Annotated in this window: 2 protein-coding genes; both read left to right on the top strand. The window is 43.5% G+C overall.

What is annotated here, in order from left to right:
• The coding region (gene tnpA / locus GC101_RS28560; protein WP_171720116.1) for an IS200/IS605 family transposase at positions 1–398 on the top strand (398 nt) is incomplete at its 5' end.
• Between the two features lie 9 nt (positions 399–407).
• Positions 408–1,481 carry an IS200/IS605 family element RNA-guided endonuclease TnpB gene (tnpB, locus tag GC101_RS28565; RefSeq protein WP_171720117.1) on the top strand — a complete coding sequence of 358 codons (1,074 nt, stop codon included), beginning with the start codon at positions 408–410 and terminating at the stop codon, positions 1,479–1,481.
• Positions 1,482–1,545: the final 64 nt, after the last annotated feature.

A 1,545-nucleotide genomic window follows, 5' to 3' on the forward strand; every position in this document is an offset into this window, starting at 1 on the left:
TGGAATTAGACACAAATAATCATTCAGTATTCTCTCTTCATTATCATCTTGTTCTAGTCGTGAAGTACCGCAGAAAAGTAATAGACGATGACATTTCGAATCGGTTACAAGAGATATTTGAGTCTATTCAGCCTAATTACAATATCACCCTGCAGGAATGGAAGCATGACAAGGATCATGTTCACATTCTAATGAAAGCTCACCCCAATAGCGATATTTCTAAATTTCTGAACGCTTATAAGAGTGCATCCTCCCGTCTAATTAAGAAAGAATTTCCTGTAATTCGTCAACAGCTGTGGAAGGAATATTTCTGGTCCAGAAGTTATTGTCTACTGACGACTGGCGGTGCGCCGATTGAAGTCATCCGGAAGTACATCGAATCTCAAGGTCAGAAATGAGGTGGGCAGGTGTTAAAGGCTTATAAGTATCGAATCCATCCCACCTATGAGCAAGAGCAGTACTTCACTAAAGTATTCGGCGCTGTTCGCTTCATCTACAATCGAATGCTTGCAGATAAGATTGAACATTACAAGCAAACGGAAACGATGCTCAAAACGACACCTGCGCCATACAAAAAGGATTTTGCCTGGCTGAAAGAAGTGGATAGTCTAGCCTTAGCCAATGCCCAGCTTCACTTAGAGAAGGCTTATCAGAATTTTTTCCGTGAACCGAACGCGGGATTTCCAAAATTCAAGAGCAAGAAGAAGAATAGCCATAGCTTCACAACCAATAACCAGAAGGGAACCATTGCCATTACAGAGGGAAGGATCAAAATTCCCAAACTAAAAACGAAAATCAAAATCAAGCTGCACCGTCCATTCGAGGGACGTATTAAATCATGCACCATTTCCAAAACACCCACGGGAAAATATTACGCTTCCGTATTGGTGGAAACGGATATCATCCCATTGCCCCCACTCGAGACGAAGATCGGTGTGGATCTGGGGTTGAAAGACTTTGCGATTCCTTCACATGGCGAAATCATACCGAATCCGAAGTACTTGCGGAAGTCTGAACAACGATTAGCCAAGCTGCAAAAGGACTTGTCACGAAAGAAGAAAGGGAGCCGTAACCGGTATAAAGCAAGGCTGAAGGTCGCCAGACTGCATGAAAAAATAGCGAATCAACGGAAAGACTTTTTACACAAAACGTCCACCCAAATGATAAACGAAAACCAAGTGATCGTGATGGAGGACTTGCGTGTAAAGAACATGATGCAGAATCATAAGTTAGCCAAAGCCATATCCGAAGTGTCTTGGAGCCTGTTCAGAGACATGCTGACCTACAAAGCGAAATGGTACGGCAGAGAATTAATCATTGCTCCCAAACACTTTGCAAGCAGTCAATTGTGTTCCTGCTGTGGCTACAAAAATGCAGAAGTAAAAAACCTAGCCGTACGGGAGTGGTCCTGCCCTGCCTGTCATACGGAGCATGACAGAGACCGGAATGCGGCACTGAATCTTCTACAACTAGCCATGTAAATGGCCCTTAGCGGGTTAGGAACTAGCCTATAAGCTTGGGTAAACTTGGAGCAGTAGCTCTATT

Origin of the sequence: Paenibacillus phytohabitans (assembly GCF_013141775.1) — a bacterium.
Lineage (GTDB): Bacteria > Bacillota > Bacilli > Paenibacillales > Paenibacillaceae > Paenibacillus_AQ > Paenibacillus_AQ phytohabitans.